This window comes from Nocardia sp. NBC_00403 (genome assembly GCF_036046055.1).
Classification (GTDB): Bacteria; Actinomycetota; Actinomycetes; order Mycobacteriales; family Mycobacteriaceae; genus Nocardia.
Genome location: NZ_CP107939.1, coordinates 4,613,570 through 4,640,519, shown reverse-complemented (window position 1 = coordinate 4,640,519; position 26,950 = coordinate 4,613,570). Strand labels below are relative to the sequence as shown.

Here is a 26,950-nt window from a genome sequence, read left to right as displayed (position 1 = left end):
TGACAGCTAATACCTGCCGTCACACGTGCGTTCTTTACGTCGACGGCGAAACCGCCGCACATCCGTGGCTGCGAAGTTGCCACGGTTGCGCGGCCCGTGCATGATCGCGGAGTGGTGAGCGTTCCCGTCTACGGTGCCTTTGTCGGGCGGGCCGCCGAAGTATCAGCGTTGCAGAGCGCCTATGCGGACACCTCCATCCACACCGTGCTGATCGCCGGTGAGGCGGGGCTCGGAAAATCACGCCTGGTCAGCGAGTTCACCACCCGGCTCGGCGCGGATGCGGTCGTGCTGGTCGGCCGATGCCCCGAGTTCTCCAGAGATGGTGTGCCGTACGCACCGTTCCTCTCGGTGCTGCGTGGCCTCGTGCGCGAGCTCGGCGCGACCCGGTTGGCCGAGCTGTTGCCGGTGGCCAGGCCCGCACTGTCACGCTGGCTGCCCGAACTGGCCGCACAGGCCGGATCCGCCGACGCCGAGCCGGATCGGATCCGGCTGTTCGGCGAGATCATGACAGTGCTCGAACAACTGGCGCTGACCAGGCCGGTGGTCGTGGTACTGGAAGATCTGCACTGGTCCGACAATTCGAGTCGGGAGCTGTTGTCGTTCCTGCTGGACAATCTCGCGCAGCGTGACCTCCTGCTCGTCGGCACCTATCGACCCGCCGATTCCGAACCGATGCGCAGGCTCGTCGGCGGGCTGCGCCGCAATCCTGGTGTCCGCCTGCTCGATCCGGCACCGCTGACCAGACACGAGGTGGGCAGACAGCTCGCCGCACTGCTCGGCCGCGAGCCGGAGCCCGGGGCGGTGACGCGAATCTTCGAGCGCAGCAAGGGCATTCCGCTGTTCGTCGAGGCGCTCAGCCGCTCGAGCGACGACACCCCCGCCGAGCTGTCCGATCTGCTGCTCGACTATCGGGCGAGTCTGCACCCGGATGCCGAGACGCTGTTGCGATTGGCTGCCGTAGCAGGTTCACCCGTCCTGCATGCGTTGCTGGAATCGGCGACCGAACTCGACGAGGCGGCCCTCGAGCGCGCTGTACGCGAATTGATCGACAGGCAACTGCTGCTGGCCACCGAGACCGGATACGAATTCCGTCACGTTCTGATTCGCGACGCCGTCTACGATCATCTGCTGCCGATCGAGCGAAAGCGGCTGCACACGCGGCTGGCCCGGGCACTGCACGCTCGTCGCGATGCGCAGGACGAAGACTGGCCGATCGGGCAACTGGCCCACCACGCCTCCGCGGCAGGCGATCTGCCGAGGGCGATCGAAGCGTCGTGGGGCGCCGCAGCGACCGCGGCGAGCATGGGCGCGCACAGCGACCGGCTGCGCCACCTGGATCGGGTGCTCGAATTCTGGGATCGGGTGCCGGACGCGGCGGTCCTGGTCGCTGCCGATCGACTCACCGTGTTGGAACAGGTGGTCGAGGCCTGTTACGTCGGCGGCATCATCGACCGCGGCATCGAAGCCGCCGACGAGGCACTCGGCATTGTCGACCCCGATCATTCTCCGTTGCGCGCCGCCCAGCTCTACTACCACCGGGCCGGTTTGAAGAATCAGAGCAGCAGCGGCTGTGACGACGATCTGACCGAGGCCCTTGCCCTGTTACCCGCACACCCGCCAACGGTCCTGCGCGGCGAACTGCTCGCGGAGCTCGCCGCAACGCGCGTCTTCGGCGGCGACGCGAGCGGAGCCGAACGCGACGCGCGGGCAGCCATCGAGGTGGCCGAACAGCTCGGCGCGCAGGCGCTGGCTGCCCGCGGCTACGCCTACCTCGGACTGGCCACCGCCGCTCGATCCGACACAGCCGTCGCCCATTTCGAAAAGGCCCATGCCGCCGCCACCGCCGCGGCCGACCCTCAGACGCTGCTCACCGTGGTGTTGTGGGAGTCGGCGACACTGGTCGCGGCGGGCGAGCACACCGCGGCGATCGACGCGATCCAGCAGGGCATCCGTGCCGCGCACGCAACGTTCCGCTTCCGGGAGGCCGGGCCCATTCTGCTGGTCAAGTGGACTCAGGCTCTCACCGCGCTCGGCCGGTGGCACGAGGCTCTCGATCTCATCGACGAATCACTCACCGACCAACTGCCCCCGCTGAGCAAGGCCGCACTGCTCCTGTGCCACGCCGGAATTGCACTGGCACAGGGTGATTCGGCTGCGGCGGCGAACAGCGCGGACACTGCGGCGAGCCTGCTGAGCGACGGCCCGTGGGCGCGCCAGTACCAGCTCCGATTGCGCACCATCCAGGCCGATATTGCGATCACCACCGGTCAACCGCGCCGCGCAGCCGACATCCTCACTGCCACGCTCCACGCCGACGACATCACTGCGCACCACCACGAAGTGTGGCCACTGATGGCACTCACGGCCCGAATCGACGACATCGCCATCGATGTCGATTCGTTCGCTGCCGCGCTGTCGACGACGACAGCGGTCGACGCCGCCTATCGCGCGGTCGTCACCGCCGCCATCAGCGAAAGCCCACCCGCCTGGGACGCGGCAGTCTCATCCTGGCGAGCGCTGCACCAGCCCTACGAACTCGCGCGCAGCCTGCTCGGATCCGCCGGAGCCGAACTCGCGGCAGGCAATCGCGCCACCGCCCACAACGCATTGCGGGAGGCCGCCGACCTCGCCGGACAGCTCGAGGCACCGACGCTCGCCGACGCCGCGCGTCAGTTGGCCGACCGCGCCGGGCTCGCCGTCGACGGCCCGAGCCGAACGGTCACGGCAGCTGCCGCCCGGCCGAGCACCTTCGGCCTCACTCCTCGCGAACTCGACGTCCTACGCCTCGTCGCCAAGGGACTGAGCAACAGACAGATCGGCGCAGAACTCTTCATCAGCGGTAACACAGCAGGCGTACACGTCTCCCGCATCCTGACCAAGCTGGGCGCCGCCACCCGCACCGAAGCCGCAGCGGCAGCCCTGCAGCACCGCCTCTTCGGCACCGACGAACACTGACCAAGCGGCTCCGCGCCGACGTACCGATAATGGGTCACTATGACGGATTCGTTGCTGCACGGCCGGTTCCCCGAGCTGGCGGACACACTGCCGTTTCTGCGACTCGGCGACTCGCCCACCCCGGTCAGGGAATTGGATCTCGGCACCCGAGTGCCGGTGTGGTGCAAGGACGAGAGCGGTTACGGTTCCGGCGGCTGGGGCGGGAACAAGATTCGCAAACTCGAGTGGTTGCTGCCGGAGGCGCAGCGGCGTGGCGCTCGCACCATCCTCACCGTCGGCGGCACGGGAACCAATTGGGGTCTTGCCACGGCGCTGTACGCGCGCGAGCACGGCATCGAGACCGCGCTCGCGTTGGTCGACCAACCGGAGGACGATCATGTGCGCGAACAACTACAGCGCTTGAAGTCCTCCGGCGCCACTTTGCATTTCACGCACAGCAAGCTGCGCACCGTGCTCTGCGCACCGTGGTTGATGGTTCGGCACATGCGCGGCCGCACCCTTCCGTATCTGCTGCCCGCAGGTGGGTCGTCGCCGATCGGAACGCTCGGCTACGTCGAGGGCGCGCTGGAGCTTGCCGCGCAGGTCAGGACGGGCATGCTCCCCGAGCCGACGTATCTGGTGACCGCTGTCGGATCCGGCGGCACGGCAGCCGGTCTCACCCTCGGCCTCCGCCTGGCCGGATTGCGAACCCGAGTCCTCGGCGTCGTCGTCAACGACACCCTCCCCTTGGACGCGGAACACATCATCGGGCTGGCGAAAAGGACCGAGGGCGTACTCCGCACGCGCGGTGCACAATTCGCGCCGCTCGGACTTCACCCCGAGGATGTGACCATCGTCCGCGACTGGATCGGCCCCGGCTACGGCCACGAGACCCCGGCCGCGGTCGCGGCACAAAAGCTCGGTTCCACGGCTGGTCTCGAGCTGGAAACCGTCTACACCGCGAAGGCTTTGGCAGCACTCATCGATCTCGACGCCCGCGGCGAGCTGGGCGACGGGCCGGTCGTGTTCCTCGACACCTACGGACCACGGCACCGGTGACCCTCAGCGCGGCTCCGGGTCCAGTCCCAGGATGACCATCAGCACGTCACGCAACCGGTCGACATCGCCTCGGATACCCGTCACCGCGTCCTGATACAGAAATGCCTCGATGAGGCGCACCAGCGCATACGCGAATGTGGGTGTGTCCACCCGATTCTCGTAGCCTTCGGCGACGGCGGCATCGATCAGATCCGCAACGGTGGCGACGACCTTCGGTTGCACCGGCCCATCGCTGGTGGTGATGATCCGGCCCGCGGTGGCCTGTTCGGTGGCGATGAAGTATCGATAGGGTTCGTTGCGCGCGAGCCATCGCGCCACCCGATCCAGCATCCACAGCACTCGGCGCGCACCGGTTCCGACGCTGCGGCTACGGGCGGCCTCGACCAGACGGTTGAACTCGGACACCATCACCGCGCCGAGCAGTCCGTCCCGCGATCCGAACCAGCGGTAGATGGTCGCCCGCGACAACCCGAGCTCGGCGGCGATGGCCTGCACATCGACGCGCTCGGAGGCCAGGAACTGGGCGCTGGCGGCGGCGAGCACCTGCTGTTGAGTCGCGGCCGCGGGCCGACCCACCGGCCGGGCGGCTCCAGATGTGGCGGTCATCGCAACCCCCACACAAATTCGCGACACATGCGTAGTAACGTACCAAATCGACCCGGGTGCGCTTCGTGTCCGCCCGGAGCGGGTGCCTGCGGGTCACCCGGAATGGCCTGCCGGCACTGTTCGCAGGTAGACGGTCGGCTGTGCCGAAGCGAGAGGATGTGGTCGTGCGCTCGACATTGATCTCCCGCAGGGACCTGGATTTCCTGCTCTACGAATGGCTGCGGGTCGAGGAGCTCACCGCATTACCGCGATTCACCGAGCATTCCAAGGACACCTTCGACGGCTTCCTCGACCTATGCGAGGACCTGGCGACCCGACATTTCGCACCGCACAACAAGCGGGGCGACGCCAACGAGCCGACGTTCGACGGCGAGCGGGTCACCATCATCCCCGAGGTGAAAGCCGCGGTGGAGGCCTTCACCAAGGCGAATCTGATCGGCGCCGCAATGGACGAGGAGATCGGCGGATTGCAGCTGCCCGCCACCGTCGAGGCGGCCGGATTCAGTTGGTTCCAGGCGGCAAACGTGGGCACCACCGGCTACCTGTTCCTCACCGTCGGCAATGCCAATCTCCTTGCCGCGCACGGCACCCCGGACCAGATCGACCGTTTCGTCAAGCCGATGGTCGAGGGCAGGTTCACCGGCACCATGTGCCTGTCCGAGCCGCAGGCCGGTTCCTCGCTTGCCGACATCGTGACTCGCGCCGAACCCCGATCCGACGGCACGTACCGACTTTTCGGCTCGAAGATGTGGATCTCCGGCGGCGATCACGAGCTGACCGACAATATCGTGCACCTGGTGCTCGCCAAGATCCCCGGCGGCCCTGCGGGCACCAAGGGCATTTCGCTGTTCATCGTGCCCAAATTCCTCGTCGAGGACGACGGATCGCTCGGCCAACGCAATGACGTGGCGCTGGCCGGCCTGAACCACAAGATGGGCTACCGCGGGACCACCAATACAGTGCTGAATTTCGGTGAAGGCAAGCACGCACCGGATGGCGCGCCCGGTGCGGTGGGCTACCTCATCGGCGAGCCCCATCGTGGCCTGTCCTACATGTTCCACATGATGAACGAGGCCCGCCTCGGCGTCGGTCTCGGTGCGACGGCGCTCGGCTACACCGGATACCTGAAATCCCTCGACTACGCCCGCGAGCGCCGACAGGGCCGTCCGGTCACCGCCAAGGACCCGGCCGCGCCGCAGGTTCCGATCATCGAACATGCCGATGTGCGGCGAATGCTGTTGGCACAGAAGGCTTACGTCGAGGGCGCACTCGCCCTGCTGCTGTATTGCAACCGGCTCGTCGACCTGCGACGTACCGCCACCGATCCGCAGACGCAACACGACAACACACTCCTGTTGGAGATCCTGACCGGTGTCGCCAAGAGTTGGCCCGCGCAGTGGTGTCTGGAGGCGAACAACCTCGCCATCCAGGTACACGGCGGCTATGGCTACACCCGCGAGTACGACGTCGAACAGCACTACCGCGACAACCGGCTCAATCCCATCCACGAGGGCACCCACGGCATCCAGGGCCTCGATCTGTTGGGCCGCAAAGTAATCCAGCACGATGGCGCCGGTCTGCGGCTACTGGCGGGGCGGATCGAGCAGACCGTGATGGCGGCTGCCGAAGCCGGTGGCGAATGGACCGAGTTCGGCGGCCAGCTCGACGCCGCCTGGCAACGCCTGCTCACCGTCACCGGGTGGATGTTCGGCTCCGGCGACATCGCCGCAGCCATGGCCAATTCCAGCGTGTACCTCGAGGCCTTCGGCCACATCGTGGTCGCCTGGATCTGGCTCGAGCAGGCCCTCGCCGCGCACGGCCGTGCCGGCGACTTCTACGAGGGCAAACGCGCGGCGGCGCGGTACTTCTTCCGCTACGAACTCCCGAGAACCGGACCCCAATTGGATCTGCTCGAGCTGATGGACCGAACGACCCTCGACATGCAGGACGCCTGGTTCTGACCCATCGAACGCGCATCGGCACCAGCCGATGCGGCGTCGGGTGTCTATGCGGGTCGCCCGCCGCATTCGTGGCAGGGATTCCACCCGCTCACCGCAGGTTCGCGAGGGGATCCTGACGATCGGCACTCTCCGCCGGAATCTCGACTCCGGCGACTGAGGTCACAAGCCTATTCGGGACGCGGTGCTTCGAAGCTGGTGCCCGGCGGATCCGACGCCGGCTATTCGAATCTGTGTGATCCGAATCCACCTTCCGGCGGCAGACTGGCGCAATGCCGCCTCTGCGAGTTATTTCCCCAGGTCAGCGCAAGTGCCGGGCGGCGCAATAACATCTCCTGAATTGCGGCGGATTTACGGCGGGATCCGAGCCGTCGCAGGCCAACTATCGTCCCTGTCCATGCAGGTCAGCGATAGGAAGGTGGCGGAGGTGGGAGCCGAACCCATACCCGTGCGACGGTTGCGGGCCGACCAAGCGCGCCGGGTGGCCGACGTGTTGCGTCATCAGATCCATGCTGGTGCGTTCGATGACCTGCTGCCCAGTGAGCAACAGCTGGTTTCGGAGTTCGATGCTTCGCGCAATACCGTGCGTGAGGCATTGGCGCTGCTCAAGGACGAGGGGCTGATCGATCGGGTGCCGAAGGTCGGGACCCGAGTGGCCACCCGCAAGTTCGATCACGGGCTCGACGCGCTGCTGGGGCTGCAGGAGACGCTGAAGGGGCACGGCACGGTGCGCAACGAGGTGCGCGCGGCCATGCATATCACCGCGCCGGCCGCGGTCGCACGGAAGCTGCGCCTGGACCCCGGCGAGCGCGTCGTCTACATCGAGCGGCTGCGTTATTTGGCGGATCTGCCGCTGAGCCTGGACCTGACCTACCTCGCACCGGATATCGGGACCGAGATCCTGGGTCACGACCTGGAGACCAACGATATTTTCGTGCTCATCGAGCAGATCAGCGGGGGCCCGCTCGGTTCGGCCGATCTCGCTCTCGAGGCGATCACCGCCGATGCGCACACCGCAGCGACGCTCGACGCCCCTGCGGGCGCGGCACTGCTGATGCTCGAACGGTTGACCCGCCTTGACGACGGGCGACCTGTCGATCTGGAGTACATCCGGATGCGCGGGGACCGAATCACCATGCGCGGCAGTCTGATCCGCAGCACACCCGAATGGAAGGTCATCTGATGGCACTGGCGAATCAGCGCGCCGATATCCCGGTCACCATCGACGAGTCGCTGTGCATCCAGGGCTGCACGCTGTGCGTGGAGATCTGCCCGCTCGATTCGCTGGCGATCAATCCGGAGAACGGCAAGGCCTTCATGCACGTCGACGAATGCTGGTATTGCGGCCCGTGCGCGGCGCGCTGCCCCACCGGTGCCGTCACCGTCAATATGCCCTATTTGCTCCGCTGAACCTGCGCCGAATCCGGAAGTCACCATGAAGAAACGCCTCGCACCCCTTGTCCTCGCACTCGCACTCGCCGCCGCGGGCTGCTCGCTGCAGAGCTCCGACAACACCCCGACCGGTACCGTCAAGGTCGTCATCGGCTACCAGTCCAAGACCATCAATACCGTCACCGCTGGCACGTTGTTGAAGGCCAAGGGCTACTTGGAGCAGCGGCTACGACAGATCACCGACAATGGCGGCGCCAAGTACCAGGTGGAGTGGCAGGACTACGACACCGGCGCGCCGATCACCGCGCAGATGCTCGCCGAAAAGATCGATATCGGATCGATGGGCGACTATCCGTTGCTGATCAACGGATCTCGGACGCAGGCCAACGAGCGAGCCACAACGGCGTTGGTGTCGGTCACCGGGTATCACCCGCGTGGCGCACTCAATATGGTTGTGGTGCCGCAGGATTCCACGGTCACGAGCGTCCGCGAGCTGGCCGGGCAGAAGATTTCGGCAAGCGTCGGTTCCGCCGGGCACGGCACCCTGGTGCAAGCCCTGTCGCGCGCGAGTGTCGACCCGGCCAGGGGTGTGGAGGTGCTGAACCAGCAGCCCCAGATCGGCGCAACCGCTCTGGAATCGCACCAGGTGGGGGCGCTCGCCCAGTTCGTGGCGTGGCCCGGGTTGCTGGTGTTCCAGAACAAGGCCAGATTGCTCTACGACGGTGCCGAACTCGGCGTGCCGACCTTCCACGGCGTGGTAGCCCGTCGCTCGTACACCGCCGACCATCCGGAGGTGCTGCACGCGTTCCTCGCGGCACAGCTCGACGCGACCACGTTCCTGCGGGAGCAGCCTTTCGAGGCCGCCGAGATCGTCGCCGACGGCTCCGGACTACCGCGGGAGGTCGTGTATCTCTACAACGGCCCCGGCGGCACGTCTTTCGATACCACGATCAAGCCGAGCCTGGTCGATGCGCTGAAAGGCGATGTGCAGTACCTGAAATCGATCGGTGACTTGGCCGAACTCGACATCGACCGTTTCGTCGATCCCGCACCACTGCGCAAGGCATTCGCCGAGACCGGACAGGGCGACTACGACAAGGCGGTTGCCGCTACCGCGAACCCGAGCCGGGTCACCGGCACGGATCCGATCTGCGCTCGCGCCGTGGAAAATTCGCCGCAGGCCGGTGAACTGTGGCTCGAAGGCGCCGACCGTCCCCAGCCCGCCGCCGACCCCACCTGCCTGCTGCGGGCGATCCAGGCGGCGAAGGCACAGGGCAAGGTGATCCGCGCGGCGTATGTCCCCGATGCCGAGCTGGGCACGAGATGGTTTGCCGACAAGTCGATCTGGTTGCGCGAGGGCGACAGCTTCTTGCCGTTCACCACGCCGGCGGCCGCGCAGCGCTACCGTCAGACGCACGCCACCGCGGTGCCGGTCGCCTACGACCAGGCTGTCACGGAGGTCAGGGGATGAGCGAGCGTGTCATGCGCCGTCGCGCGTCGCATCCGATGTTGCCGAGCGTGCGCCAGGCGCGCAGATGAGCACCGCGGCCCTGGTCGGCCCTATCGTGGCCCCGGGCGGTTCAGCCGCCAAGACGCCGAGGACCTCCGTGTGGCGCATCCGCCTGATCCAGGTTGCGTCGGTGGCGGCCGTGATCGGCTTGTGGCAGCTACTCACCGCCAACAACGTGCGATTCTGGCTGCGTTTCGACACACTGCCCACGGTCGCCGACATCATCGCCGAGTTCGGTCAGCAGTTTCAGAAGAACCAGTACTACGTGGACATCGCGCAGTCGCTGATCAGAATTCTCACCGGGTTCGGTCTCGCGGCGGTGATCGGCGTCCTCGCGGGCATCGGGCTCGGCCGTTCCGGGCTGCTGGCCGCCGTCTTCGGCCCGCTCACCGAACTGGCGCGCCCGATCCCGGCGATCGCGCTGGTGCCGGTCGCGATCCTACTGTTCCCCAGCGACGAGTCGGGGATCGTCTTCATCACCTTCACCGCCTCACTGTTCCCCGTGCTGGTCAGCACGAGGCACGCGGTGCGCGCACTGCCGACCATCTGGGAGGACGCGCTGCGCACCCTGGGTGCCTCGCGTACCGATGTCCTTGTGCGCGTGGTCTTTCCCGGCATCCTGCCCGGTGTCTTCAGTGGTTTGTCGGTCGGCATGGGTGTGGCATGGATCTGCCTCATCTCGGCGGAGATGATTTCCGGCAGGCTCGGCATCGGCTACCGAACCTGGCAGGCCTACACGATCGTCGATTATCCGGCGGTGTTCGTCGGAATGATCACCATCGGCATCCTCGGCTTCGGCACCTCCGGGCTCGTCGAACTGGCCGGGCGCCGGATCACCCGCTGGCTGCCACGGGAGGCATCGCAATGACGACCACCACAACACCGTCCACCACGGCCTCGACACCCACAGTGGCAGGAATGCGGTTGGCATTGGACGGTATTCGGATCGCCTATGGCAGCAAAACCGTGATCGAGCACCTCGATCTCGCTATCGCGCCGGGCGAAATCCTCGTCGTTGTCGGTAAATCCGGGTGCGGCAAGTCGACGCTGCTGCGCGCCATTGCCGGACTGCGCACACCAGAAGCCGGGAGCATCCTGGCCGACGGCACAACAGTCACCGCCCCCTCCGCGGACCGAGCCCTGGTATTCCAGGACGACGCACTACTGCCATGGCGCACCGCGCGACAGAACATCGAACTGGCGCTGCAGCTGCGCCGGGTTCCCCGCGCCGAACGCAAAACCACGGCACAACGCTGGGTTCAGGAGATCGGTCTCACCGGCTACGCCGACTACCTTCCCCGCGACCTCTCGGGCGGCATGCGGCAGCGAGTGCAACTGGCGCGCAGCCTCGCGGGCGAACCACGCTCGGTGCTGATGGATGAACCCTTCGGCGCACTGGATACCCAGACCCGAACCACCATGCAGCGCTTGCTGATCGACACCTGGCGTGCCCATCCGACCACGATTGTGTTCGTCACCCACGACCTCGACGAGGCGCTGCTGCTCGGCGACCGCATCGCGGTCCTGGGCAGCGGTGCGCTGCGCGCTGTCGTCGAGGTGCCGAATCCGCGCGAGGCCGTGGACCGCGCGTCCGTGAAGGCCGAAATCTTGGAGACATTGTGACAGGCGACACCACGAACCCCGCAGGGACACTACAGATTCCGGACCTGTCCGATCGGGTCCGACTGGACTGCGACGTACTGGTCATCGGTGGCGGCACCGCGGGCACCATGGCCGCGCTCACTGCGGCAGAGCAGGGCGCGAATGTGCTGCTGCTCGAGAAGGCGCATGTGCGGCATTCCGGCGCGCTCGCGATGGGCATGGACGGGGTCAACAACGCAGTCATCCCGGGCAAGGCCGAACCGGAGGACTACGTCGCCGAAATCACCAGAGCCAACGACGGAATCGTCAACCAGCGCACCATCTATCAGACCGCCACCCGCGGTTTCGCGATGGTGCAGCGGCTCGAGCGCTACGGGGTCAAGTTCGAGAAGGACGAATACGGCGAATACGCGGTGCGTCGCGTGCACCGGTCCGGCTCGTACGTGCTGCCGATGCCCGAGGGCAAGGACGTCAAGAAGGCGCTGTATCGCGTGCTGCGCCAGCGCAAGATGCGCGAAAGGATCCGGATCGAGAATCGGCTGATGCCGGTCCGGGTGCTCACCGCCGAGGGCCGTGCGGTCGGCGCGGCCGCATTGCACACGCGCACCGGCGAATTCGTCGCGGTGGGCGCCAAAGCGGTAATTCTTGCGACCGGTCCGTCGGGCCGGCTCGGTCTGCCTGCCTCCGGCTACCTCTACGGCACCTACGAGAATCCGACGAACGCGGGCGACGGCTATTCGATGGCCTACCACGCGGGCGCCGAGCTCAGCGGCATCGAATGCTTCCAGATCAACCCGCTGATCAAGGACTACAACGGTCCCGCCTGCGCCTACGTCGCCAACCCGTTCGGCGGCTATCAGGTCAACGCCGCAGGCGAGCGGTTCGTCGACTCCGACTATTGGTCGGGGCAGATGATGTCCGAGGTGAAGCGCGAGATCGAATCCGCGCGCGGGCCCATCTATCTCAAGGTCTCGCATCTGCCCGACGAGACGCTTTCCACGCTCGAAGGAATCCTGCACACCACCGAACGCCCCACCCGCGGTACTTTCCACGCCAACCGCGGCCACGACTATCGCACCCACGACATCGAGATGCACATCTCCGAAATCGGTTTGTGCGGTGGGCATTCCGCTTCAGGCGTCTGGGTCGACGAGCACGCGAGAACCACGGTCCCCGGCTTGTACGCGGCGGGCGATCTGGCCTGCGTGCCGCACAACTACATGATCGGTGCTTTCGTCTTCGGCGATCTGGCAGGTGCGCACGCCGCCGCCACCCTGCCCGAGCTCGAGGCGCCCGCAGCACTCCCCGAAGACCAGCTGGCCGAAGCCCACGAGCTTATCTACCGGCCGCTGCGCCAACCGGACGGCCCACCGCAGCCGCAGGTCGAGTACAAATTGCGCCGTTTCGTGAACGACTATGTGGCCCCACCGAAGACGGCCGCGAAGCTCTCCATCGCGGTCGAGACCTTCGAGCGCATGCGCGGCGAGATCGCCGAAATCGGCGCTCGCTCGCCGCACGAGCTCATGCGCGCGGTCGAGGTGTCGTTCATCCGCGACTGCGCCGAAATGGCGGCACGCAGTTCACTCACCCGGACCGAATCACGCTGGGGGCTCTACCACGAACGGGCCGACCTGCCCGACCGCGACGACACCGAGTGGCGCTACCACCTCAACCTGCGCAAGAACGCCGACGGCAGCATGGAGTTCCACAAGCGCCCGGTCGCGCCGTATCTGGTTCCCGTGCCCGGTCTCGACGATCTCCCTTCGGCGGACTCCACCGTTGTCCCGGTCCAGCAGCCGGAGCTGGTCGGTGGTCGAGCGCCCGCAGCGGCCCGCCGCACCGTCCGTGATTCGGTCGAACCGCCCTCACCCCGGCTCGTGACCCTATTGGGCTTGGATTCGCCTACCGTGCAAGAACTCTCGACCTATCTCACCGACGAGGACGCGGGTGTGCGGGTGGCGGCGCTTGCAGTGCTGACCGAGAACACCCCGGACGGTTTCGCCGCGATCCTGATCGACGCGCTCGACGATTCCGCCGCCTCGGTGCGCCGTGCGGCCACCGCCAGCCTGCGTGAACTCGTCGAGGTGCTGCCCGCGGCTGCTGGTTTGTCGGATCGGCTCGATTCGCCCGACCCCGTCGTGCGCGCGACCGTCATCGACCTGCTGCGGGCGCTGCGCTCCGGCTCCGCACCACAATTCACTGCGGCACTGACGGATTCGGATCACCGCGTGCGCATCGAGGCGGTCCGGGGACTGGTGTCGCTCGACGACTGGCGCGGCGTCGCCGCGGCCGCCGGCGACGAGAATCGCGAAGTCCGCATCGCCGTCGCCCACGGTATCGCGGCCATCGCGCACGAAGGTGTCGACACCGTGCGCTCGCTCGCGGCGGACCCCGATCCCCTGGTGCGCGCCGCAGCACTGGCCGCGTTCGCGAGTCTCGGCGTCACCCCCGGCGACATCCCGATCCTCGCGAACGCACTCCAGCAATCCGCATGGCAGGTCCGAGTGGGGGCCGCCCGCGGACTGGCCGGAGCCGCCCCGGCCACCGCGGTGCCCACGCTCACCGAAGCCCTGCTCGACCCGCACCTCGACGTCCGCAAGGCCGCCGTGCTCGCGCTGAGCACATGGTCCGACGACGGATCCGCGCACGATGCGCTGAAACAGGCCGTCGACGACACCGACGCCGATGTCCGCGCCTACGCCCGGCGCGCCATCACAGGGTAGGCGGCACGAAGGCGTGGTTTGTGCGTGAGAACGCGTCGGGTCGAGGCGGGTACCAGCCTCCGCCCGCACTCCATCCATTAGCGCGGCTAACGCTTCCTTGACGCGCCGAAGCGCTCGACAGCGGCGTCGCCGATGCTATCGCCACGGCAGAACCGTGGCTGGCCAATCCTGATCTGCCCGAACGCATTCGCGCTGGCGGCCCGTGAAACGTGGCCGACAAGGCCACCTTTTACAGCGGTGATCACCTCGGTTACACCGATTATCCGACGCTGAACGCCTGACCCTCTCCACTCCGGACCGGACCGCATTCGGCGGTCCGGGTCCCTGCCGCGCGAAAGCATGCACCCTCGCCCGGCAACTGTGAATTCCGCTCGGCCGCCCGCCCGAACGGGATGCCACTGCTGTCGGACTTCGAATTGGCGACCACCGAGATACCGACATCCACGACATCGGCGTGCGCTCGGCCGCGGACCTCGACGCCCGATCAGCGCGTGCGCACCGTGCTCGCGGGATCTCGATGCACGCGGATCGCGCCGGGACCGGGGACCGGGTGGGTCTCGCGGGCTGTCAGCGGGCCGTGCCCGTGTGCGCAGTGCAGCACGGCGCGCACCGGCTCATCGCAGGCGTCGTGCCGGATCTCCACGGCAGGCCCCTTCGGGTCGGCGAGATAGGTATCGCCCCACTGCATGAGAGCGACCAGGGCGGGGAACAGATCTCGGCCCTTCACGGTGAGCCGGTATTCTTGACGGGCCCGAGATCCTGGCTCCTGGTAGGTCTCTCGGGCCAGGATGCCCTGTTCGACCAGGGTGCCCAATCGGGTGGCGAGCAGGTTGCGCGCGATGCCCAGGTTGGCCTGGAAGTCGCTGAATCGCCGCACGCCGTAGTAGGCCTCGCGCAGCACCAGCAACGTCCACCGCTCGCCGACCACGGCAAGCGTCCTCGCGACAGAGCAGTTCTCCGCGCTGTATTCGGCTCGGTCGGTCATGGCACGAGTCTACATCTGAGTTGACTATCCAATACTCAGGGTCGTACGGTGCATCTGAGTTGCAAAATTCAACCTAGCTGAACCGAGGTTATGGCCATGCCCATGCTCGACGCATTCATCCCCGAGGGCGCCCTTTCCGAGGACGCCGAGCGGCAATTGATCGCCAAGCTGACCGACATCCTGTTGCTGCACGAGGGCGCCGACCCACAGAATCCGGCAGCCCGTTCGATCGCGTGGGTGTTCCTGCACCGCCCCGCCGCCGTGTACGTCGCGGGCGAGCCCGCAGACGCTCCCCGATATCGCTTCATTCCCTCGGTGCCACAGGGACAGTTCGACGACGAGCGACGGCGTGCGATCGTCGCGGCCGTCACCGACGCGGTGCTCGATGCCGAGGACGGCGCCTATCCGCGCAACCCGCTGCGAGTCTGGGTGTTCCCCAATGAGATTCCCGATGGCACATGGGGCGGCGGCGGCCGGATATTCACACTGGCCGACATCGCCGGCTTCGTGACAGGCGATCCAGAGAAAGGCCGCGCCTACGCGGAGTGGCGACTGGCGTCGGCGCGATAGCGCGGCAGTTCTAGCCGCGGCCGGCGTCGTTGCGTGCGGCGTCGACCGCGGCCACGAACAGGTGCGCCAATTCCTCGATGTACTCCGCACGCGGTAGATCTATCGCGCCGCTGAGCCATTGCGCCGCCGCGTCCGCCTGACCGCCGATGATGATGTGGGCGGCAAGCAGCAACCGCGTGCGCCTGCGGCCGATGAAGGGGCCGTGCACAAGCTCCGCCTGTTCGGCGGTGTACTCGGCGAACCGGCGGACCGAGTCGGCCTTGCGCGGCGCGGCGACCTCGTTGCCGATCGCTTCGGTGAACAATCGCGCCCTGCGCGGGTCACCGGTGAAGTAGTCGATGAAAACCTCCATCGCGGCACGAGCGCGCAGGAACAGGTCCTCCGGCTGCGCCTCGACCGCCGTGCGCGCCAGAGCGAAGAACTCCTCGAACATGGTGTCGAACAACGCGACGAGCAGATCTTCCCTACTGCTGAACTGCTCGTAGAAATAGCGCTGGGTCAGCCCGGCCCGCTCACACACCGATGTCATCGTCAGCTTAACGACGCCGTTCGCGCCCACCTCATCGAAGCCGGCCTCGATCAGGTCGGCACGACGCTGCGCGAGCCGATCCTCAGCACTGACCCCACGGAAGGGACGGACCACCGAAGACATGACGTAATCTTGACACACGGCCGTGTCAAGTTCAGACTTTATGCACAGTTGACATAGATCACAGTCAGCTTCCCCCTCGCCGTGGAGGAACGATGTCGACCTTCCTGATCAGCCCGCCGACCGCGCCACCGAAGAGCAGCGGCCTGAAATCCATCGCCGGATCGCGCGGCATGCCGATCATCGGGGAAAGCTACGCGATGCTGCATCACCCGGAAGCATGGGCACGCGAACGCTACACCCGGTACGGGCCGGTGTCATGGACGACGGGCTTCGGCCGACAGGTCGTGGTCCTGCTCGGCCCCGACGCCTGGGATATTCCGATGGCCAACCGGGACAAGGCATTCGGCAGCGGTCCGGCCTGGGACTACCTGATCGGGCCATTCTTCCGGCGTGGCATCATGCTGCTCGATTTCGAAGAGCATCTGCATCACAAACGGATCATGATGCAGGCCTTCACCCGTTCCCGCTTGACAGGCTATCTCGACGCCATGAACCCGATCATCGAGCGTGGCTTGGCGGACTGGACGGCGGCGGACTCCTTCCGTGGCTACCCGGCGATCAAACAGGTCACCCTCGACATCGCGACAAGAACCTTCATGGGCGCCGCCCTCGGCGACGAATCCGACAGGGTGAACCAGGCTTTCATCGACTGTGTACGCGGCGGCACCGCCTATCTGCGCTTCCCGATACCCGGGCTGCGTTGGTCACGCGGCCTGCACGGCCGCAAGGTGCTCGAGCAGATGTTGCGAAAGCAGCTGCCCGCCAAGCGCACCGGCAGCGGCGACGATCTGTTCAGCGCACTGTGTCACGCGCGGTCCGACGATGGGCAGAGCTTCACCGACGACGATGTCGTCAACCACATGATCTTCCTGCTGATGGCCGCGCACGACACGACGACCATCACCATGTCCACAATGATGTATTACCTGGCCAAACATCCGGAGTGGCAGCAACGTTGCCGCGCCGAAAGTGCGGCGCTCGGCACCGATGTGCTCGACTACAGCAGCCAGGAACAGCTGACCTCACTCGACCTCGTCATGAAGGAATCGCTACGCCTACTCGCACCCCTGCCGAGCATCCCGCGCGCCGCAGTGGCCGACACCGAGGTGCTCGGCCATTTCATTCCGGCGGGCACCTTTGTCACGGTGATGCCCCAGTTCACCCATCACATGCACGAATACTGGCCCGAACCGGAACGTTTCGACCCCGGCCGATTCTCCGAGGAACGCCGCGAGGACAAGATCCACAAGCACGCCTGGGTGCCCTTCGGGGCAGGCGCGCACAAATGCATCGGCCAATATTTCGGCGGCATGCAGGTCAAGGCGTTCATGCATCAACTGCTGCGGAAGTTCGAGTGGTCTGTCGAGCCCGACTACGAATTACATTGGGACAGAACATCTCTCCCGCGCCCGAAAGATGGCCTGCGGGTCCGGCTGCAGCGACGTTGATCTCGGTCACGCACAGCGGAAACGGAATTCGGCCACCGGTGTGACACCGGGAACGACGACCACCTGAACGTAGGTGGGGTCGGCCAGCTGGCAGCCGGAGGGCACCATCGTGACCTCTGCTCGGTAGCACCCTTCGGGAAGGTTCCGTGTCACAGTCCCGTCGCCGCCGGTCGTCACTGTCGCCGACAGCGCACCCGTAGGGCACGGCGTGAGCCCGACCTCCACTCCGGTCACCGGTAGCCGGTCCAATCCGGTGACCGCCTGCACCTTCACGGCACCTTCCGCCGGCACCCGCGCGCCCGACACCGCGCCACCCGACACCGCTGCCAGTACCGCAACCCCGACTACAGACCCGACGAACACTGTCCTGCGCACCATGGACTCCTACCCTCGATGAGGACGCCTGTCGCCCCTGCGCCAATATAGGCGCTGGTCAACGCAATCCGGGGCAGCCGCGCCCTCGAATGTGTCCCGATGTTCGGCCCGCCGGTGTCGCACAAACAGGCGCCCCATGAGCGCCCCGGGCATAACGCTGAGCATTCCAGCCATTGGAACACTCACCCACAGTCCCTAGCGTTGGCAACAGACGAACGACAACGGACGGGACGAGTAATGACCATGCAGATCGGCGTAATCCTGCCTACATCCACACCGGATCCGCAGCAACCGATACTGGGCGATGTCCGGGCGAGTGCGCGGTTCGCCGAAGAGCTCGGAATCGAGTCGGTGTGGTCCACAGACCATCTCATCGCGAGCGCGCCGATGTTGGACAGCACTGTGACCCTGGCGACCGCGGCGGCAGTGACCGATCGTATTCGGATCGGCTACAACGTCTTGCTACTGGCGTTGCGGCCGACCGCCTGGGCAGCCAAGCAGATCAGCTCATTGCAGTATGTGTCGGGCAATCGGCTCCTGCTCGGCGTCGGCACCGGCAATCCTGCGCACGGCGATGTCGGGTGGCGGGCCGCCGGTCTGTCGTTCGAGGATCGCGGACGTCGGACCGATGCAGCATTGCAGGCGCTGCCCGGACTCGTCACCGGACAGCCGACGATATTGCCCGACGGGCTGGAGGTGACGCTGTCGCCCGGTTCAGCGATGCCGCCGGTCCTGGTGGCGGGCAATGGGAATCGGGCACGACGCCGCGCCGCCGCCTACGGCGACGGGTGGATCACGCTTCAGACCGAACCCCATCGGATAAGCGCGGAAATCGCCGAGCTACAGGAACTCGCCGCACAGCATGGGCGACCGACCCCGGCGGTTACCGTTGTCGCACCAGCGTTGTCGGCCGATCCAGGGCACGCCGCCGAGCAGGTGGCCGCCTATGTCGACGCGGGAGTGCGACGACTGACCCTCGCCCCGACCGGCCCGGACTGGCGGCGCGACTACGAGTTCGCCGCAAAATTGGTTACCACGCAATAGATCTGTGGTGATCAGTCGGCGACGATCACCAGTCCGCTGTCCGCTTCGAGCAGTTCCACCGTGCGCGCGGCCGCGGTATCGATGTGCACCCGAGGTTCGGCAGGCGGTTCGGTCTCGTAATACGTTCCGGGTCCATAGAATTGGCCGTATTCGACCACCACACCGCCCGCAGCGAGCACGGCCGCCTCGTGATCGCGGATCACCTCACCGCGCCCGGCGGGCGGCTCCCAGGCAATGCTCTGCGCAAGAAACCGTTCAGCGCCGGCGGCGCGCGCCGCAGCGAGCAGGTTCCGCGTCCCCTCGGTCCGGATCCGCGCATTCGCGCCGGCCAGCTCCGGCAGCAGCGCGGCGTCGTCGGGCAGGTCGGTGAGCTGATGCATGACGAGGTCGGGCCGGAATTCGACAACCGCGGCGGTCAGCGCGGCCAGATCGTAGACATCGCAGACCACCGGCCGCGCACCCGCCGCGCGCACCTGTCCGGCCTTGGATGGCGAACGGGTCATGCCCGCCACCTCGTGACCTGCCGCGATCAGCAAGGGCAGCAGCCGTACTCCGATGACACCGGTCGCGCCGGCCAGAAAGATCCGCACACGGTCACCCTATCCATCTCGGTCGAGGCTTCGACGACCTGCGCCCGGGCGTGGTGGCGCAGGCTCGATTAGCCGCTCGTATGCTCGTTGCACAGCGGAGTCGATCGAGATGGAGGATCCAATGGCGGATCGGGAAGTCCTGACCTGGGAATTGTTCGGGTCTGCGAGTCGGGAACTGGCGACCGAGATCGCCGAGGACGGATTCGAGCCCGACCTGATCCTCTCCATCGCCCGTGGCGGCCTGTTCGTCGCAGGCGCACTGGGCTACGCACTCGACGTGAAGAACCTGCACGTAATGAACGTCGAGTTCTATACCGGCATCGACCAACGTCTGGACCTGCCGGTCATGCTGCCGCCGGTCCCACAGGCCGTCGACCTCGCGGGTGCGACGGTCCTGGTCGCCGATGATGTCGCCGACACCGGCGCCACCCTGAAGCTGGTGCGCGACTTCTGTGTCGACCACGTGGCCGAGGTCCGCTGCGCGGTGATCTACCAGAAGCCACACTCGGAGGTCGACTGCGAGTATGTCTGGCGGCGCACCGACCGCTGGATCAATTTCCCGTGGTCCACCGAACCTCCGGTGGTCCACCGTCGGGCACAGGTCCTCGACGCCTGAGGCGGACAGCGTTCGACTACCGCGCCGAACGCGCGGCCACGATGCAGTCGAGTCGCTCGCCGAGGGCGTTGACCTGGTCGCGCAATGCAATGACGGTGTCCAGCGGATAGTCGACGGCGGCGAGCACCGACTCGATCATCTCGGTGGCCTGATGCCGTAGGGCCTGCCCCGCGTCGGTCGCGCGCAGTTCCACCGCTCGGCGATCGTGCGCGCTGCGAATGCTCTCGACCAGGCCGTGCGCCTGTAGCCGCTGGATGAGCGGCGAGACGGTGCCGTAGTCCAGGCGTAGTTGCTCGCCCAATTCCTTCATCGTGATGGCAGGTCGCTCCCACAGTGCGAGCAGCGCGAGGTACTGCGGGTAGGTCACCCCCATCGCGTCGAGGAAAGGCCGATAGGCCGCCGTCATCGATCGGGACGTGGAGTACAGGGCAAAGCACAGCTGTGCAGCGAGCGAGAGCAGGTCGTGGTCTTCGGCCGCTTCGACACGCACCACGGGCGTGGGATGCGCTTCATCGGGCATTAGAGCACTCTATAGCAGCGAATTCGCCTCTGTAGATGTGCTGTTACGGCGTGACGGCACGGGAAGTGGACGGATGCGATGACACCTGTTTTTCCGACACCTGTTCTACCGGTCGCCGTCCCGACTCCGGGCCGTCCGTTGTCCGGTCTCGCAGACGAGCGTCCGATCACCGAACTGTTCCGGGCGGCCCCCGCCGGGAGCCCAAGTGGCTGTGCGGCATCCGGCGCATGGATGTCAACGGCCGGGTGTTCGTCACGGACCTGTTGTCGCGTTTGGGTTGGGTGCCCGAAACCGAGCTCACGTGGCGGATCCGTGCGGGCATGGTGGTGATCGGCCCGGTCGGCGGGACGCGGCTGAAAGTCGCCCCGGGCGGCGCCGTTCGGGTGCCCGCGCAGGCGCGCCGAAGTATTGGCCTGCCGCCGTGGCGGGCTTCTCGCCCTGCGGGTCACCGATCTCGATCCTGCCCAGTGCCTGATCCTGCTGCGGGAAAAGGGCTGCAGCACACGGTGGCAGCCTGTGTCACCGACCCTGATACAGGCGCTGCAATCGCATGCAACGTCGCGAATTCCCCTGCGCGACAAGACCAACCCGTACGCCAAGAACGGCAGGCCTATCAGTTCTTCGAACGGGTGCAGCAGCTGCGGCCGTTGTTCAAGCCACCGGACCCGGCCTCGCGCACCGAGTATCAGGCTGGTGAGCTCGCTCAGTGCGACTTGTGGTTCCCGCGAGCTGATATCCCGCTGGGGTTCGGTCATGTCGGCCGACCACCGGTGCTGGTCATGGTGAGTGGGTATTCGCGGGTAGTCGCCGCGGTGATGCTCCCGACTCGGCAAAGCCCGGATCTGCTGGCTGCGCATTGGGCGTTGATCTGGCAATGGGATCGAGTGCCGCGAGCGCCGGTGTGGGACAACGAATCCGCAGTCCGACAATGACGCGGCCGTAGACCCCAGCTGACCGACGAGATGAACGCCTTCAGAGGAACCCTCGGCATCAGATAATCCAATGCCGTCCCGGCGATCCTGAAGCCAAAGGGCTCGTCGAACCCGCGAACGGCTACCTCGAGACCTCGTTCCTTCCCGGTCGAAGCTTCACTGGCCCTGATGATTCAATACCCAGCTCGCCGAGCGGCTTGACCGGGTCAACCAGCGCCAGCATCGGCGGTTGGGCTGTCGACCTGTCGATCGTTGGTCTGACGATCGAGCCGCGATGCTCGAACTGCCGCCGGTCGACCCGGTCGTTGGGTGGCGGATATCGACGCGGCTGCCTCGCGACCATTACGTGCGTTTGGACTCCAACGATTATCCGGTGCATCCGTCGGTGATCGGCCGCACCGTCGATGTGCGCGCCGACCTTCATCGGGTGGTGTTCAGCTGCGGTGGCGCCGAAGTCGGTCGTCACGAACGGTGCTGGGCCCGGCATCAGACCATCAGCGATCCCGTCCACGTCGCCGCGGCTGCCCAGATGCGGCGGTCTCGCCATCTGGCGGCCGTCCAGGTGGTCGACACGTCGGGCGAGCACCGCGATCTCACCGATTACGACCGGATGTTCGACCTCGACAGCGAAGGGATCGCCAGATGACCACCAAGTCCTCCGCTAACGGTGCCCGTAATGTAAGTTCTGAAATCGCCTATCTGGCAAGAGCTCTCAAAGCACCCACCCTTGCCGGCGCGGTCGACCGGCTCGCCGAGCGTGCTCGCTCGGAAGGCTGGACTCACGAGGAGTTCCTCGCCGCGTGCCTGCAGCGAGGTAGCTGCCCGCGAAGCCCACGGCAGTGAGGGCCGCATCCGCGCCGCCCGCTTCCCGTCACGGAAGTCCCTCGAGGAGTTCGACTTCGACCACCAACGCTCACTCAAACGTAACGCCATCACCCACCTCGGGACCCTGGACTTCATCACCGCCCGCGACAATGTCGTCTTCCTCGGCCCACCCGGAACCGGCAAGACAGACCTGTCGATAGGGCTCAGCATCCGCGCTTGCCAAGCGGGGCACCGCGTGGCATTCGCGACCGCCGCCGAATGGGTCGCCCGTCTGGCCGAGTCACATCAGGCCGGAAAACTGCAGGAAGAGCCCCGAGACCAACGACTGACTAAACGCGCGATAGGCGGCATGACAGTGCGTTTGTGTCTCGTGGTTCGAGGTTGACGGCAGGCGTCGGCGAGCTCGCGCGCGGCACACTTGTCCAGTGGCTTCGAGACAGCACTACGCCGCGCTGAATATCGTGTCGCCGGGTCATGACTCTGCGCGGCGATTTCATAGCCGGCGGAGTCTCGCTTCTCGGGTTTCAGCCCCGCAGGGTGGCGATAGCCTTCTCGATGCGCCGTCGGCGCGTGTCGGGCTTCTTCGCACTCTCGATGGCGTGCACGTGCTCGCGCTTGCGGCTATAGGCAAGGTTGTCGTAGGCGGCGCGGGCGACGGGGTCGTCGTCCAGGGCGCGGGCGAAGTCCGGGGGCTCGACGACGACGCGCGGCTGGGTGTCGACCTCGACCTCGACCTCGACCTCGTCGCCGATCGCGACACCGGCGGCCTGCCGGTTGGCGTTGCTGAGGCCGAGCAGGTAGCGGCCGCGCATGAGGGCGACCCGGCTCTTCCAGGAATGCCCGTTGATCGTGATCGTCACTGGCGGCCGCGCGCCCTCGCCGAGCGCTGCTACCACCTCGCGAGGAACTTCCAGGCCCCGCATGGGCTCGGGTGGCTCGACGTGGGTCCGAAACTTCATGATCTTTCTCCTGTTGTTGTACCGGCTCACCGCGGATCCGGCCCGTCCGGCTCCGAGAGCCGCTCCCACTTCCTACACCGGGACCATCGCCGTGTCCGGGACGGCTGCGGCATGCGCCGCGCCGTCCTGGGGGGCCATTAGGCAAGAGAACGCGGTTACTCGGCGTAGGGCTGGTCGGTTCCCTGGGTGCTGTAGCCGAGACTCCAGACATAGCCGTCCGGGTCGGCGAAGGTGCCGCCGTACCCGCCCCACGGCAGCGCACCGGCGGGCTTGAGGATGGTGGCGCCGGCCTTCTCGGCCTCCGCCATGATCTCCTCGACCCGCGCCTCGCTGCGGACGACGTAGGTCAGAACCAGCCCGCTGAAGCCGCTGCCTTCCGGGTCCGTGCCCACCTGGCCGGCCAGACCCTCGCGACTGTAGAAGCCGACCGGTGAGGCGCCGTCCGAGTCGAAGAATACCGAGATGCCGTAGTCGTTCTTGATCTTCCAGCCGAGTCCCTCGGTGTAGAACTGCTTGGCCCGGTCCATGTCCCGGACACCGAGGAGGATCGAGCTGACGTGCGCCTTCATGTCTTACTCCTTGCATTATGGATGTATACATACCGGTCAATCGGTATGACAGGACCGGATGAGGAAGGTAACCGGTGGTTGAGCAGGACTGGCTGAGCGAACGGTTCGACCAGCTCAGGCCGTTGCCTCCCACACGTACCCGTCCGGGTCGGTGAACGAACCGATGCCGCTGTCCATGACGATGCGGTGCGATCCGCTGCCTTCCTGCGAGACCCCAGCCTCCTTGGCCGCAGCCTTGCGCGGGTACAACGCCAGGGTGACCGGCGAGCCCGAGTCCGCGAACTCGGCGTACTTGCCGCCGAAGCTCTTCGATGCCGTCAAGCCGCGATCGACATAGAACTGCTTGCTGGCCTTCACATCCGTCACGCCCATCAGCAACACCAGGTCGTCGATCTCGCGGGTGAACGGGCCCACATCCTTCTTCTTCGAGGTGGCGACCTTCCAGATCGTCCCCTCCGGCGCCTGCACCACCGCGCTGTAACCCCACAGGCTCTTCTTCGCGGGCTCGAGGACGGTGAACCCGGCGTCGACCGCGGTGCCGACGAGGCTGTCGACGGTGGAGGGCTGCGACACCACCAGCGACAAGATGAATCCACGGAAACCGGTCGCCGGCGCCGCCGAAGCCCGGAACCCGAGCCGGTCACCCAGTCCGAACGCGGCGTCATAGATCACGGCAGCGGCCTGGGGATCGGCCACCTCGAGGCGAATGTTGATGCCGGCGCTGATGTTCGCGTTGATTTCCATGCTCATAACGCTAGACACGGGCCGGCACGGTCACATCCGTGCCGACCACGGAACACACCACTGAGCGAGACCGTGGGAGTACGGGCAAACCAACCGCCCCGAGCGTCGAGCGACGTCGGCCCCGGACCCGGACCCGATGAACCATGCCGTTTCAACATTGTGCGACAGCCTCACTGCTGAACTCGGCTCGCCGACGCGGCAGACAACCGATCCCGTAATCGAGACCGCCTGGGAACTGCCGGAAGTGGTCATCTGCCTGAGCCCCCCTGACCGGGGCAGTCGATCTCGTTTTCAAGAATCCGTTGAACCAGCAGTGGCTGGATCAACTATCGATGTAGCGGCCGCGCCATGAGTGAGCGTCACACCGCGCTCAACTCGGCATTTCCGAACGTCCACGTAGGCGGCCGGGTCCCGATTGACCCGGAAGATACGGGTCACGTTCGGACCGGAGTTGACACATGTGATTCAAAACGTGTCGAAACATGTTGATGGCCATGTAAGCAGGTCAGGCTCGGCATATCTGCCAGCCCTGACCCCCACACTGACAGTGTCGCAAGGACTTTCCAGCGGGTGGGCTCCCGTCCATCCAGTCCAGGTCAGAGTCGTACCCCGTCCTCGTCGCACCGCACCGTCCAGCCCGTACGTGCCTGTCTCGGCAAGCTCTCGGCAAGATGGCGGAGAGACGAACCCGGTTCCTGACCTGGCCCTCGGACTCGGCCGATACGGTAGGAGGATCGACCCATAACCCCACGCTGATGCACTGTTCGGTTCTGCGCCTGCCGTAGACCGGCCCAAGAATCACCGTGAGTCGACCCTCGGACTGCTGCTACCGATAGATCGCGGCGGCTGGGTGGCTCGTACACCTTTGTGCGCGGTGTTCGAGCCATCCAGCCGGTAGCAGGATCATCCGTATTCAGCGGGGTTCCAGGAGCGGGTCGGCTTGTTGGTGATGATGAACAGCAATGCCTTGATCATGGTGTCACCTCCTTTCTGGGGCTCTGTCGAGCATGGGCAGGGTTTGTAGGGGTGTGGCGAAGGGTGAAAGGCCTGGGGATCGCGGCGTTGGTCACGATCGGGCGTGTATCACCGCCGCCGATCACGCGCAGACAGGTGTTCTCGATGAGGGTGGTGGCGGCATCGGTGATCAGATCGTGGGCGACCGCGGCGCCGGCGCAGGTGAAGGGGCCGGAACTGAAGGGCACGTATGGGCCGTGTGCGCTCGGTCGAGTCCAGCGGTCAGGTTGAAATGCCCCTGGCCTGGTCCAGTGCTGTTCATCATGATGGAGCAGGTAGGGGCTTACGGACAGCAGGTCGCCAGTCCGGAAGGCGATCCCCCCGAACTCGATGGGATGGGGGACGGGCCGGCTGACCATCCAGGAGACCGGCCGGTGCCGCGATGCCTCACGCACGACCCAGTCGACTGGCCAAGGCCATGGTGAGCCCGGGGAGTGGAGACTGCCCAGGAGCACCGACCACGCGAGCGAGTAGCCGAGCGGTCCCACAATGGACCGGAACATCAGCACATACAGCTGCGCAACCGTTGTATCGGCGACCTCGTCGGGACAGGCACCGATCACGGCATCGAGCAGATCCCGCGGTTCGGCTTCTGCAGTGTGGCCGATATCGCTGCGCCGGTCCCGGATCTGCTCGGTCAGCGTGGTGGATAACTTGGTGCGCAGCAGCTGCGCCCACGCCCGCTGCCCCATTAGGGCCGGGCGAAGTGCACCCACGCGTGCATTTCGCTCCAGTAATTGCCGCAACTCGGGAGAACCATCGGGGTGCAACAACACGTCCGCGGTGCACCGATACACCAGCTCGACCCCAGCCGAAGGCCAGCGGGTGACGGAGGGCATTTCGGTCACCGCCGCGGCCAGAGACTCGCGATACTCGGGCGTATGTGTCCGCAGAATCGCGCGCGCAGCGCGGCCGAAGTCGATCTGGGCAGGCCGTGAGGGCAGCATAGAACCGAAGAACCCGGACATCCCCGCATTGAAAGCGCGGTCATTCAACACCGTCAGCGCCAGACCCGTATCGCCGACACACCACCCGCCCCACGGCAGCCCGAACACCTCTACCGGGCTGGTCCGGCGCAGATTCTCGAGGAAACCGTACGGATCACGCCGGAACCGGCGCATCTCTGCAAAACCCATCGGACGGTCCTCTCATGGAGAGGGTGAGCGATTCATCAGATGTTTTCGAGCCGGATCTATCCACTGGCTGTGCGCACAAACGCAGATCAAGCATAGTCTCGAATATTTTACGAGCGAGGCCGTGGAGGTCGACCACGAGGCGAGTACCCCGGCACCGCCGGGGCCTATCGAACACTGTGCCAGCAGT

At 66.2% G+C, this 26,950-nt stretch carries 25 protein-coding genes and 1 pseudogene; 16 read left to right on the top strand and 10 right to left on the bottom strand.

Going from position 1 to position 26,950, the window contains the following annotated elements; genetic code table 11:
- Nucleotides 1-111: 111 nt before the first annotated feature.
- Both OHQ90_RS20525 and OHQ90_RS20520 read left to right on the top strand, forming a co-directional pair.
- Nucleotides 112-2,955: a helix-turn-helix transcriptional regulator gene (locus tag OHQ90_RS20525; RefSeq protein WP_328399830.1), complete on the top strand. Its 2,844-nt coding sequence runs from the start codon at nucleotides 112-114 to the stop codon at nucleotides 2,953-2,955.
- Nucleotides 2,956-2,994: 39 nt separating this feature from the next.
- Nucleotides 2,995-3,993 carry a 1-aminocyclopropane-1-carboxylate deaminase/D-cysteine desulfhydrase gene (locus OHQ90_RS20520; RefSeq protein ID WP_328399828.1) on the top strand — a complete coding sequence of 333 codons (999 nt, stop codon included), beginning with the start codon at nucleotides 2,995-2,997 and terminating at the stop codon, nucleotides 3,991-3,993.
- Between the two features lie 3 nt (nucleotides 3,994-3,996).
- On the opposite strand, the gene OHQ90_RS20515 is transcribed toward OHQ90_RS20520, so the two are convergent.
- On the bottom strand, nucleotides 3,997-4,599 hold the full coding sequence (locus OHQ90_RS20515) for a QsdR family transcriptional regulator (protein WP_328399826.1): 603 nt from the start codon (nucleotides 4,597-4,599) through the stop codon (nucleotides 3,997-3,999).
- A gap of 164 nt (nucleotides 4,600-4,763) precedes the next feature.
- On the opposite strand from OHQ90_RS20515, the gene OHQ90_RS20510 reads away from it, so the two are divergent.
- From OHQ90_RS20510 to OHQ90_RS20480, 7 genes are all read left to right on the top strand, one after another.
- The gene (locus OHQ90_RS20510) at nucleotides 4,764-6,560 is read left to right on the top strand and encodes an acyl-CoA dehydrogenase (protein WP_328399823.1); all 1,797 of its coding nucleotides are present in this window, start codon (nucleotides 4,764-4,766) and stop codon (nucleotides 6,558-6,560) included.
- A 394-nt stretch (nucleotides 6,561-6,954) separates the two neighbouring features.
- Nucleotides 6,955-7,740: a GntR family transcriptional regulator gene (locus OHQ90_RS20505; RefSeq protein ID WP_328399821.1), complete on the top strand. Its 786-nt coding sequence runs from the start codon at nucleotides 6,955-6,957 to the stop codon at nucleotides 7,738-7,740.
- On the top strand, nucleotides 7,740-7,967 hold the full coding sequence (locus OHQ90_RS20500; protein WP_067844087.1) for a 4Fe-4S dicluster domain-containing protein: 228 nt from the start codon (nucleotides 7,740-7,742) through the stop codon (nucleotides 7,965-7,967). The genes OHQ90_RS20505 and OHQ90_RS20500 overlap by 1 nt, the downstream gene beginning before the upstream one ends.
- A 25-nt stretch (nucleotides 7,968-7,992) precedes the next feature.
- The gene (locus OHQ90_RS20495) at nucleotides 7,993-9,420 is read left to right on the top strand and encodes an ABC transporter substrate-binding protein (protein WP_328399818.1); all 1,428 of its coding nucleotides are present in this window, start codon (nucleotides 7,993-7,995) and stop codon (nucleotides 9,418-9,420) included.
- 64 nt (nucleotides 9,421-9,484) lie between these two features.
- On the top strand, nucleotides 9,485-10,327 hold the full coding sequence (locus OHQ90_RS20490) for an ABC transporter permease (protein WP_328399816.1): 843 nt from the start codon (nucleotides 9,485-9,487) through the stop codon (nucleotides 10,325-10,327).
- A gap of 41 nt (nucleotides 10,328-10,368) precedes the next feature.
- A complete protein-coding gene (locus OHQ90_RS20485) occupies nucleotides 10,369-11,082 on the top strand; it encodes an ABC transporter ATP-binding protein (protein WP_328412967.1) in 714 nt (237 codons plus the stop codon).
- Nucleotides 11,079-13,784 carry a fumarate reductase/succinate dehydrogenase flavoprotein subunit gene (locus tag OHQ90_RS20480; protein WP_328399814.1) on the top strand — a complete coding sequence of 902 codons (2,706 nt, stop codon included), beginning with the start codon at nucleotides 11,079-11,081 and terminating at the stop codon, nucleotides 13,782-13,784. The genes OHQ90_RS20485 and OHQ90_RS20480 overlap by 4 nt, the downstream gene beginning before the upstream one ends.
- A gap of 484 nt (nucleotides 13,785-14,268) precedes the next feature.
- On the opposite strand, the gene OHQ90_RS20475 is transcribed toward OHQ90_RS20480, so the two are convergent.
- Complete coding sequence (locus OHQ90_RS20475; RefSeq protein WP_328399812.1) at nucleotides 14,269-14,769, bottom strand: winged helix-turn-helix transcriptional regulator; 501 nt, start codon at nucleotides 14,767-14,769, stop codon at nucleotides 14,269-14,271.
- A gap of 96 nt (nucleotides 14,770-14,865) precedes the next feature.
- On the opposite strand from OHQ90_RS20475, the gene OHQ90_RS20470 reads away from it, so the two are divergent.
- Complete coding sequence (locus OHQ90_RS20470) at nucleotides 14,866-15,339, top strand: tautomerase family protein (RefSeq protein ID WP_328399810.1); 474 nt, start codon at nucleotides 14,866-14,868, stop codon at nucleotides 15,337-15,339.
- 10 nt (nucleotides 15,340-15,349) lie between these two features.
- Here the strand turns inward: OHQ90_RS20470 and OHQ90_RS20465 are convergent, their stop codons facing one another.
- Nucleotides 15,350-15,991, bottom strand: a complete 642-nt coding sequence (locus OHQ90_RS20465) for a TetR/AcrR family transcriptional regulator (RefSeq protein ID WP_328399808.1) — start codon at nucleotides 15,989-15,991, stop codon at nucleotides 15,350-15,352.
- A gap of 92 nt (nucleotides 15,992-16,083) precedes the next feature.
- Between OHQ90_RS20465 and OHQ90_RS20460 the strand changes: the two genes are divergently transcribed.
- Nucleotides 16,084-17,439, top strand: coding sequence for a cytochrome P450 (locus tag OHQ90_RS20460; RefSeq protein ID WP_328399806.1), 1,356 nt, complete (start codon nucleotides 16,084-16,086; stop codon nucleotides 17,437-17,439).
- Nucleotides 17,440-17,445: 6 nt separating this feature from the next.
- Here OHQ90_RS20460 and OHQ90_RS20455 read toward each other — a convergent pair whose 3' ends face one another.
- Nucleotides 17,446-17,817: a hypothetical protein gene (locus OHQ90_RS20455; RefSeq protein WP_328399804.1), complete on the bottom strand. Its 372-nt coding sequence runs from the start codon at nucleotides 17,815-17,817 to the stop codon at nucleotides 17,446-17,448.
- A 234-nt stretch (nucleotides 17,818-18,051) separates the two neighbouring features.
- Between OHQ90_RS20455 and OHQ90_RS20450 the strand changes: the two genes are divergently transcribed.
- Complete coding sequence (locus tag OHQ90_RS20450; RefSeq protein ID WP_328399802.1) at nucleotides 18,052-18,858, top strand: LLM class flavin-dependent oxidoreductase; 807 nt, start codon at nucleotides 18,052-18,054, stop codon at nucleotides 18,856-18,858.
- 11 nt (nucleotides 18,859-18,869) lie between these two features.
- On the opposite strand, the gene OHQ90_RS20445 is transcribed toward OHQ90_RS20450, so the two are convergent.
- Nucleotides 18,870-19,448: an NAD-dependent epimerase/dehydratase family protein gene (locus tag OHQ90_RS20445; RefSeq protein WP_328399800.1), complete on the bottom strand. Its 579-nt coding sequence runs from the start codon at nucleotides 19,446-19,448 to the stop codon at nucleotides 18,870-18,872.
- Between the two features lie 121 nt (nucleotides 19,449-19,569).
- Here OHQ90_RS20445 and OHQ90_RS20440 point away from each other — a divergent pair, with 121 nt between their 5' ends.
- A complete protein-coding gene (locus tag OHQ90_RS20440; RefSeq protein WP_328399798.1) occupies nucleotides 19,570-20,064 on the top strand; it encodes a phosphoribosyltransferase in 495 nt (164 codons plus the stop codon).
- Nucleotides 20,065-20,080: 16 nt separating this feature from the next.
- Here the strand turns inward: OHQ90_RS20440 and OHQ90_RS20435 are convergent, their stop codons facing one another.
- Nucleotides 20,081-20,584, bottom strand: coding sequence for a MarR family winged helix-turn-helix transcriptional regulator (locus OHQ90_RS20435; RefSeq protein ID WP_328399796.1), 504 nt, complete (start codon nucleotides 20,582-20,584; stop codon nucleotides 20,081-20,083).
- Nucleotides 20,585-20,811: 227 nt separating this feature from the next.
- Here OHQ90_RS20435 and OHQ90_RS20430 point away from each other — a divergent pair, with 227 nt between their 5' ends.
- The 3 genes and pseudogenes from OHQ90_RS20430 to OHQ90_RS20420 form a co-directional block, all read left to right on the top strand.
- The gene (locus tag OHQ90_RS20430) at nucleotides 20,812-21,516 is read left to right on the top strand and encodes a hypothetical protein (protein WP_328399794.1); all 705 of its coding nucleotides are present in this window, start codon (nucleotides 20,812-20,814) and stop codon (nucleotides 21,514-21,516) included.
- A gap of 274 nt (nucleotides 21,517-21,790) precedes the next feature.
- On the top strand, nucleotides 21,791-22,162 hold the full coding sequence (locus OHQ90_RS20425) for a Mu transposase domain-containing protein (RefSeq protein ID WP_328399792.1): 372 nt from the start codon (nucleotides 21,791-21,793) through the stop codon (nucleotides 22,160-22,162).
- A pseudogene (locus OHQ90_RS20420) lies at nucleotides 22,159-22,651 on the top strand (ATP-binding protein); the annotation flags it as partial. The gene OHQ90_RS20425 and the pseudogene OHQ90_RS20420, both read left to right, overlap by 4 nt.
- A gap of 214 nt (nucleotides 22,652-22,865) precedes the next feature.
- On the opposite strand, the gene OHQ90_RS20415 reads toward OHQ90_RS20420, so the two are convergent.
- From OHQ90_RS20415 to OHQ90_RS20400, 4 genes are all read right to left on the bottom strand, one after another.
- Entirely contained in the window at nucleotides 22,866-23,300 is a 435-nt protein-coding gene (locus OHQ90_RS20415; protein ID WP_328399790.1) for a YdeI/OmpD-associated family protein, read from the bottom strand.
- A gap of 155 nt (nucleotides 23,301-23,455) precedes the next feature.
- Nucleotides 23,456-23,869 carry a VOC family protein gene (locus OHQ90_RS20410; RefSeq protein WP_328399788.1) on the bottom strand — a complete coding sequence of 138 codons (414 nt, stop codon included), beginning with the start codon at nucleotides 23,867-23,869 and terminating at the stop codon, nucleotides 23,456-23,458.
- Between the two features lie 114 nt (nucleotides 23,870-23,983).
- Nucleotides 23,984-24,613, bottom strand: coding sequence for a glyoxalase (locus tag OHQ90_RS20405; protein ID WP_328399786.1), 630 nt, complete (start codon nucleotides 24,611-24,613; stop codon nucleotides 23,984-23,986).
- 971 nt (nucleotides 24,614-25,584) lie between these two features.
- On the bottom strand, nucleotides 25,585-26,763 hold the full coding sequence (locus OHQ90_RS20400) for a cytochrome P450 (RefSeq protein ID WP_328399784.1): 1,179 nt from the start codon (nucleotides 26,761-26,763) through the stop codon (nucleotides 25,585-25,587).
- Nucleotides 26,764-26,950: the final 187 nt, after the last annotated feature.

Excerpts from the sequence above, each read along its gene's own strand:
- OHQ90_RS20520 (WP_328399828.1), top strand. The coding sequence starts at position 2,995 with ATGACGGATTCGTTGCTGCACGGCCGGTTCCCCGAGCTGGCGGACACA.
- OHQ90_RS20515 (WP_328399826.1), bottom strand. The coding sequence starts at position 4,599 with ATGACCGCCACATCTGGAGCCGCCCGGCCGGTGGGTCGGCCCGCGGCC.
- OHQ90_RS20505 (WP_328399821.1), top strand. The coding sequence starts at position 6,955 with ATGCAGGTCAGCGATAGGAAGGTGGCGGAGGTGGGAGCCGAACCCATA.
- OHQ90_RS20500 (WP_067844087.1), top strand. The coding sequence starts at position 7,740 with ATGGCACTGGCGAATCAGCGCGCCGATATCCCGGTCACCATCGACGAG.
- OHQ90_RS20495 (WP_328399818.1), top strand. The coding sequence starts at position 7,993 with ATGAAGAAACGCCTCGCACCCCTTGTCCTCGCACTCGCACTCGCCGCC.
- OHQ90_RS20490 (WP_328399816.1), top strand. The coding sequence starts at position 9,485 with ATGAGCACCGCGGCCCTGGTCGGCCCTATCGTGGCCCCGGGCGGTTCA.
- OHQ90_RS20475 (WP_328399812.1), bottom strand. The coding sequence starts at position 14,769 with ATGACCGACCGAGCCGAATACAGCGCGGAGAACTGCTCTGTCGCGAGG.
- OHQ90_RS20470 (WP_328399810.1), top strand. The coding sequence starts at position 14,866 with ATGCCCATGCTCGACGCATTCATCCCCGAGGGCGCCCTTTCCGAGGAC.
- OHQ90_RS20465 (WP_328399808.1), bottom strand. The coding sequence starts at position 15,991 with ATGTCTTCGGTGGTCCGTCCCTTCCGTGGGGTCAGTGCTGAGGATCGG.
- OHQ90_RS20460 (WP_328399806.1), top strand. The coding sequence starts at position 16,084 with ATGTCGACCTTCCTGATCAGCCCGCCGACCGCGCCACCGAAGAGCAGC.
- OHQ90_RS20455 (WP_328399804.1), bottom strand. The coding sequence starts at position 17,817 with ATGGTGCGCAGGACAGTGTTCGTCGGGTCTGTAGTCGGGGTTGCGGTA.
- OHQ90_RS20450 (WP_328399802.1), top strand. The coding sequence starts at position 18,052 with ATGACCATGCAGATCGGCGTAATCCTGCCTACATCCACACCGGATCCG.
- OHQ90_RS20440 (WP_328399798.1), top strand. The coding sequence starts at position 19,570 with ATGGCGGATCGGGAAGTCCTGACCTGGGAATTGTTCGGGTCTGCGAGT.
- OHQ90_RS20435 (WP_328399796.1), bottom strand. The coding sequence starts at position 20,584 with ATGCCCGATGAAGCGCATCCCACGCCCGTGGTGCGTGTCGAAGCGGCC.
- OHQ90_RS20430 (WP_328399794.1), top strand. The coding sequence starts at position 20,812 with ATGGATGTCAACGGCCGGGTGTTCGTCACGGACCTGTTGTCGCGTTTG.
- OHQ90_RS20425 (WP_328399792.1), top strand. The coding sequence starts at position 21,791 with ATGCTCGAACTGCCGCCGGTCGACCCGGTCGTTGGGTGGCGGATATCG.
- OHQ90_RS20415 (WP_328399790.1), bottom strand. The coding sequence starts at position 23,300 with ATGAAGTTTCGGACCCACGTCGAGCCACCCGAGCCCATGCGGGGCCTG.
- OHQ90_RS20410 (WP_328399788.1), bottom strand. The coding sequence starts at position 23,869 with ATGAAGGCGCACGTCAGCTCGATCCTCCTCGGTGTCCGGGACATGGAC.
- OHQ90_RS20405 (WP_328399786.1), bottom strand. The coding sequence starts at position 24,613 with ATGGAAATCAACGCGAACATCAGCGCCGGCATCAACATTCGCCTCGAG.
- OHQ90_RS20400 (WP_328399784.1), bottom strand. The coding sequence starts at position 26,763 with ATGGGTTTTGCAGAGATGCGCCGGTTCCGGCGTGATCCGTACGGTTTC.